Source organism: Fluviicola sp. (assembly GCF_030151805.1).
Taxonomy (GTDB): Bacteria; Bacteroidota; Bacteroidia; order Flavobacteriales_D; family Crocinitomicaceae; genus Fluviicola.
Genome location: NZ_JASLCN010000038.1, coordinates 1 through 7624, shown reverse-complemented (window position 1 = coordinate 7624; position 7624 = coordinate 1). Strand labels below are relative to the sequence as shown.

At 43.9% G+C, this 7624-nt stretch carries 3 protein-coding genes and 1 pseudogene; all 4 read left to right on the top strand.

The features are described from left to right. Nucleotides 1–181 precede the first annotated feature (181 nt). Nucleotides 182–523, top strand: a complete 342-nt coding sequence (locus Q1V93_RS01420; protein ID WP_300660460.1) for a hypothetical protein — start codon at nt 182–184, stop codon at nt 521–523. A gap of 65 nt (nt 524–588) precedes the next feature. Further along, nucleotides 589–4962: a CusA/CzcA family heavy metal efflux RND transporter gene (locus tag Q1V93_RS01415; RefSeq protein ID WP_300660457.1), complete on the top strand. Its 4374-nt coding sequence runs from the start codon at nt 589–591 to the stop codon at nt 4960–4962. A gap of 13 nt (nt 4963–4975) precedes the next feature. Then, on the top strand, nt 4976–6106 hold the full coding sequence (locus tag Q1V93_RS01410; RefSeq protein ID WP_300660454.1) for an efflux RND transporter periplasmic adaptor subunit: 1131 nt from the start codon (nt 4976–4978) through the stop codon (nt 6104–6106). Nucleotides 6107–6121: 15 nt separating this feature from the next. Next, nucleotides 6122–7624, top strand: a pseudogene (locus Q1V93_RS01405) (hypothetical protein); the annotation flags it as partial.

Sequence of the window (7624 nt, the reverse complement as noted above, 5' to 3'; positions counted from 1 at the left end):
AATGATAATTACGAATACCGGATTATCCCTTACCGTTGACAGAATTTCGGGGAGTAGATCTATTGATTAAATCGGTGAATATTCTCCCTGCTATTTTTTATTAAAATGAGTAATTGACAAATCCTTTGTGTAACTTTGTATTGTGAGAAAGGCGTTTATTTACATACTCTTACCCATTTTTATGTTTAACAGTTCGCTGGGAGAATTGTTTAAACTGCCTGAATTGATCATTCATTTCACCGAACATCGCGCACTCAATCAAAACATCGATATTTTTGATTTTATCTCGATGCATTACCTTGGAAACGATTTAAATGATAATGATCAGGACCGGGACATGCAATTGCCTTTCAAAAAAATCAACACTCATTTTTCATTTCAGATTGCATCTATTCCGAAGATTTCCATTCTTCCCAAAGAAAAAATGGAGGTTTTCGATACTTACCTGCATATCATTTTCAAAACCAACCGGCCAAAAGATCCTGCTTTAGCAGCTCTATTCAGGCCTCCTTGCTTCGCATAATTTTATTGTAATTGATTTATGTGTCCGGATTCTACGGACCAATTTTTCATTTTATCATTTAAATTATGCTTCAAAAAATTATCGACTTTTCCGTGAGGAATAAGTTTGTGGTTGGTTTATTCGTTATTGCTCTTCTTTTCTGGGGAACATACCAGGTAACGAAACTACCCATTGATGCTTTACCTGACATCACAGACAATCAGGTTCAGGTTCTAACCGTTTCCCCATCACTGGGAGCTACGGATATCGAACGCTTAATTACCTTTCCGATCGAGCAATCCTGCAGCAATATTCCGGGATTGAAACAAGTGCGGAGTTTTTCCAGGTTCGGGTTGTCATTGGTGACGCTCGTTTTTACGGATGAAACCGATATTCACCTGGCCAGGCAACAGATCAACGAACAACTTCAAAAGGTTAAACAGGAACTTCCTGCCGGAATCGGTTCGCCGGAATTGGCACCGCTTTCTACCGGATTGGGGGAAATTTACCAATATGTGGTCCGGCCGAAAGAAGGTTATGAAAGCCAATACGGGCCAATGGAACTTCGAACGATTCAGGATTGGATTGTCAGAAGGCAATTACTCGGAACTCCCGGAGTTGCCGAAGTTTCCAGTTTCGGAGGAAAACTCAAGCAATACGAGATCGCTATCAAACAAGAACAGCTGAAAGCAAATAATCTCACCATTACAGATGTGTTTAACGCCCTGGAAAAAAACAATGAAAATACAGGAGGTGCTTACATCGAGAAGGGCCCGACCGTGCTTTACATCCGTAGTGAAGGTTTGACTTCCAGTATTCCGGATATCCAGCAAATTGTATTGAAAAACCTGGATAACGGAACGCCGTTGCTGCTGAAAGATGTAGCAACTATTCGCTTTGGTTCTGCAATCCGTTACGGAGCAATGACTTTCAATACGAAAGGTGAAGTTGCCGGAGCTGTCGTGATGATGCTGAAAGGCGAAAACTCTTCGGAAGTGGTGAAACGCGTGAAAGAACGCATTGCCGAAATTCAGAAAATGCTTCCGGAAGGAGTCGTTATCGAACCTTTTCTCGACCGGACAAAAATGGTAAACAACGCCATTCAAACTGTTGAAACCAACTTGTTGGAAGGAGCTTTGATCGTGATTTTCGTCCTGGTGTTTTTTTTAGGAAATATCCGCGCCGGGTTGATCGTTTCATCCGTGATTCCGCTTTCGATGCTTTTCGCCATTATTTTGATGAATCTCTTCGGAGTGGGCGGAAACCTGATGTCTTTGGGAGCAATCGACTTTGGTTTGATTGTAGACGGTTCGGTGATTGTTGTGGAAGTGATTCTGCACCGTTTTTCGCATTCCAAGCAATTCAAACAAATCAGCCGTATTGACCAGAAACAAATGGATTCGGAAGTTTCCAAATCTACCGGATCCATGATCAAATCGGCTGTTTTCAGTCAGATCATTATCCTGATCGTCTACCTTCCGATCTTATCATTGGAAGGAATCGAAGGAAAAATGTTTAAACCGATGGCTTTGACAATTGCTTTTGCAATCCTGGGTGCATTCATTCTTTCCATTACGTATGTTCCTATGATGTCGGCATTGTGTTTGAAAAAGGAAATTTCGCACAAGAAAACCATTACGGATCGTTTGATGATCTGGCTGGAACGCAAATACCAACCGGGATTGAACCGCTTGTTGAATTTCCCGAAAATGATTTTGGGAACAACACTTCTGCTCTTTGGACTTGCGATTTATTTGTTGCTGCAAATGGGCGGTGAATTTATTCCGCAATTGGAAGAAGGGGATTTCGCCGTGGAAACACGTTTATTGACGGGAAGTAACCTGAACAATACCATTCAGGCGACACAGCAAGCTTCCAAAATCTTACTGGAACGCTTTCCGGAAGTGACCAAAATCGTGACCAAAATCGGTTCTGCGGAAGTTCCAACCGATCCGATGCCTTTTGAGGCCGCTGATATGATGGTGATTCTCAAAGACAAAAAGGAATGGACGTCCGCCAAATCATTTCCGGAATTGAGCGAGAAGATGACTAAAGAACTGGAAGAAGTTCCCGGAATTACCGTTGGATTTCAGTTTCCGGTTCAAATGCGCTTCAATGAGCTGATGACAGGTGCACGACAAGACATCGTTTGTAAAATCTACGGGGAAGATCTCGATACATTGACTCATTACGCCAGCAAGCTGGCTCAGATTATCGGAACTGTGAAAGGTGCGATTAATATCTATGAAGAAAAAATGACCGGAATGCCGCAGGTTGTCATCAATTACAATCGCCGGGAAATGGCCAAATATGGGTTGAATGTGGGAGACGTAAACCGGGTTGTGAATACTGCTTTTGCCGGACAAATTGCCGGACAGGTTTACGAGGGTGAAAAGCGCTTCGACATGGTGGTTCGTTTGGAAAACGATGAGCGGAAAAACATTACCGATATCCGGAACCTGATGATTCAAACCGGGCAACACACACAAATTCCCTTGAGCTACGTTGCTTCTATTGAAGAAATAGAAGGTGTGAACCAGATTCAGCGTGAAAATACCAAACGCCGAATCATTGTTGGGTTCAACGTCAGCGGAAGAGATGTTCAGTCGATCGTGAAAGAACTTCAAAGCAAAGTCGAAAAACAGCTGCATCTTTCGCGGGAATACCGCATTGAATACGGAGGTTCTTTCGAAAACATGACTGCAGCAAAAGAGCGCCTTTCCATCGTTGTTCCGATTGCGTTGCTGTTGATTTTCTTGCTCTTGTTCTTCGCCTTTAATTCCGTGAAACAAGGTTTGCTGATCTATACTGCGATTCCGCTTTCGGCGATCGGTGGAATCATTGCCTTGTGGCTTCGCGATCTGCCCTTCAGTATTTCTGCCGGAGTTGGTTTCATTGCGTTGTTCGGAATTGCCGTATTGAACGGAATTTTGCTTGTCAGTGAATTCAACCGCTTGAAAAAAGAAGGCTGGAAAGATGTCAAACGCATTGTGATCCACGCTACAAAATCCAAATTGCGTGCAGTTCTGATGACGGCTTTGGTTCCTTCATTGGGTTTTATCCCGATGGCGATCAGTACCGGAGCCGGCGGAGAAGTTCAAAAACCCCTGGCAACCGTTGTAATCGGTGGATTGATTATCTCTACCATGCTCACGCTCTTTGTGTTGCCGGTTCTGTATATTTTCTCTGAAAAAGGAAGAAACTATTTTCAATCTTCTTCCAAAGGCAAAGTCCTTTCCGTGCTGATTATCGGGTTTTGCAGTTTCCATTCCATGGCGCAGCAACCGATTGATTTGCCTCACGCAATTGACACCGCTTTGAAGAACAACAAATCCATCAAAGCAGTCGAAACGCAGGTCAATCATTCCCGTGCACTGAAAAAAAGCGGGTTTGACATTCAACAAGCTAATGCCGGATTTGAGTACGGACGTTTTAACAGTTTGCGTCTGGACAACCGGTTTTCCCTGTCGCAAACCATTCAGTTTCCAACCGTTTACCGCAACCAGGAACGTTTGATCCAAACCGGAATCAAAATCAGTGAAATTGGGTTTTCTCAAAAGACACTGGAAATCACACTGGGAGTAAAGCAGTTGTTTTACCAATTACTGATCCTGGACGAACAGCGCAAATTGCTTCAAAATGCCGACAGTATGTTTGCCAATTTTCAGCAAAAAATCAAACAGCGTTTTGAAAGCGGGGATATTGACGTACTGGAAATGGCTACTGCAGACAATCAACGGATGCAGATTTCCAATCAACTCAATCAATTGGAAACCAATTATGCGTTTCTTTCGGATCGCTTCAATATGCTGCTGAATGCCAATCTGAGCTATTCTCCGGCTTCCGGACAGATTCAATACCTGCTTCCCATTTTGCCAGATAGCAACTCGTTGAAACGCAATTACAGCCGCCAACTCCAGGAACAAGAATTACTGCTCTCCCAGCAACATCTTCAATTGGAAAAAAGCAGGTTTCTTCCCTCTTTAAGTGCCGGATTCAGTAATACGACCATCATGGGCTGGCAAACTCCCAACGCGGATGCAACAGATTTCTATTTCGGAAGTTCGCGGCGTTTTTCTTCCTTGAATGTGGGAGTCGGAATTCCCCTATTCTTCGGTGCACAAAAATCCCGAATCCGGGCGTCGCGCTTCTCTGTTTTGCAGAAACAACAGGAACTGGATGCTTTGAACCAGGAATTGAACGTACAATTGACCAATGCTGTGAGAGTGTATCAGCGAAATAATCAATTGGTTCAATCATTCAACCAGACGATGATTCCGAATGCCAATACGATGATTCGCACGGCTTCTGAAAAACTTACTGCCGGAGAAATCGGATACATTGATTGGGTTGTTTTGGTCAATCAGGCGATGCAGATCAAAAGTGATTATTATTTCACGATTCAGCAATTCAACGAGGCGGCTTTCGAAATTGAAAAAATCAGCAATATCAATCCATAAAAAGACATTTATCATGAAAACAATATTCACATTCGGACTCCTGTTTTTTCTTCTGCAATCTTGCGGAAGTCAGGAAGAAACGAATACAAGCGCGGAAGCAAAAACGCAAACGCTTCAATCCAATGAAGTGCATCTTACGGAAAAACAGATTCAAAATGCAGGAATTCAATCGGGAAAAACCGAAAGCCGTGATATGCATCTTTCCCTGCAGGTAAACGGAACAATCGACGTGCACCCGGGTAATCAGGTTTCAATCAGTGCTCCTTTGGGCGGATATCTGAGAAAAACAACGCTGATTCCCGGAACGAAAGTGGGAAAAGGAACTGTTCTCGCAACACTGGAGGATCAGCAATACATTCAATTGCAACAGGATTACCTGACTGCCAAAAACAAACTTCAATACCTGGAAGTCGATTACAAGCGTCAAAAGGGCCTGAATGAAACAAAAGTTGCCAGTGACAAGACGCTGCAGCAGGTTCAGAGTGAATATACCAATCAACGCATTTTGGTTCATTCGCTGGCAGAACAGCTTCGTTTGATTGGTTTGGTTCCTGAAAAACTGAACGAGAATTCCATTTCCAGAAGTATTTCCATTCACTCCCCGATTGCCGGTTACGTGACCAAAGTCAATGCAAACATCGGGAAATATATCAATCCTTCGGATGTCATTTTTGAATTGATTAATCCGACAGACGTTTGCGTCAACCTCACCGTTTTCGAAAACGATGCTTCCCGCCTGAAGATCGGGCAAGTGGTGAAATTTACCACGAACAATGATCCGGGAAAAGAGTTCCTGGCAAAGGTTGAGCTTATTTCACCGAGTATTGACGCGGACAGAAGTACACAGGTTCATGCCAAATTGGTCCGATCTTCTTCCGAGTTGTTGCCGGGCACTTTTGTGAATGCGGAAATCGAGTTGAATCATGCGAAAGTGCTCTGTATTCCTGATGAAGCATTGGTGAAATGGGAAGGAAAGCAATACCTTTTTGTAGAAGAAAATAAAGGATTTTATCGCATGACTCCGGTTCAGACCGGAAATTCCAATGAAGGATTTACGGAACTGAAGTCGCAACTTCCTTCAAAAAACATCGTCATCAAAGGTGCTTATACTTTGTTGATGAAATTGAAAAACAATGAAGAATAACTAATCTTTGAAATCATGAAAAAAAGACTGCTATTTGGAATCGCTTGCTTCACATTTGTCCCGGTTTTCGGACAAAACTGGACGGGAGCAATCAACTCAGACTGGAACAATGCTGCAAATTGGTCCACAACTCCATCGAATGGAGACGACATTACGATTGATCCGGCAAATTACACCGGAGTGATGGCGCATCCGCTTGTAAACGGAACTTCGAACTTCACACCCGGTGAAATGCTGGTCCAGAACGGGGCCGAACTCACTATTTCCGGAACTTTGAATACCACAGACCGCGTAGAAATCATCGGAGCCGGAACCATTGTGACAATTACGGCATCCGGTTCTTTTTCGTTGATTGGCGGCGGAAACAATGCCCGTTTGATCTTTGTAGATGATGCTCATTTACAAATGGAAGGTGGAAATCTTTCCAGCGGACAGCGTTTGTTGTTCGAATTGGGAGCTACCGGGGTGATCAACAACGGAACCGTTGTGGTTGGAGAAACCATTGCTTTGGTTGACGGCAGTGTTACCGGATCGAGTAAGCTGACTCAAAACGGCGGAATGATTACCACAAACACCGAATTCGGGTTTGAAAACGAGGCCGGAGTTTACTACCCGACTTTCGAGCAAAACGGCGGAACTTTACAGATCAACGGGGCTTTGGTTTGGCTTGGAGCAGCTCCGGGAGCCGGAAAAGGATATTTCCGCTCGAACAACGGTACTGTGAAAATCACCGGAACGATCGGGAATGATCCGACAAGTACGATGGGAATGCACCTGGAATTGAACGGTGCTTCTACCCTGCTTGAGTATTCCGGAAGTGCTGTTCAGTTGCTTGCCGGCGATTCTGTTTTACTCGATGATCAGGCGACCTGGAAGGAGTTGAATACCGTTTTGTGGCAAAATGCCGGAGTTATTTTTCACTCAGGAAATGCTTTGTTCCAAACCGGAAACAGCATATTGAACGGCAGCGGAATTTACCAATTTAGCCGTGTGACTATTCCGGCCGGAAAGTCATTGAATCACGTTTCACCGCTTTTGCTTTCGGTAAGCGGTAACCTGGATGTTTTGGGAAGTTTCAGTCATAACAGCAACAAATTGGCTTTAAACGGGGCAGCACATCAAACCGTTCATACGGCTTCCGGGAATCTGAATTTATTCGACATTCAAGTGAATAATGCCGCAAACGGTCCGGCTGACGGCGGTTACGGAATTGATCTTCAAACATCGTTGACTATCAGCAATCAATTGGAACTAACAGACGGAATCATTGTTTCTGCCGCTACGGCTCTTGTGAAGCTGGCTGATAATGCTACGTTAACAGGAGGATCCGACAGCACATTCATTACCGGATACATTGAAAAAACCGGAAACGATGCGTTTGAATTCCCGCTTGGAGAAACACCTGACAGGTACAGACCTTTCAGTATTTCTGCTCCGGGTTCTGTTTCTTCGCTTATTAAAGTAGGTTACAAACACCAGGCTTACCCTTCTTTGACACCAGTAGAAACTCCGCTTCAG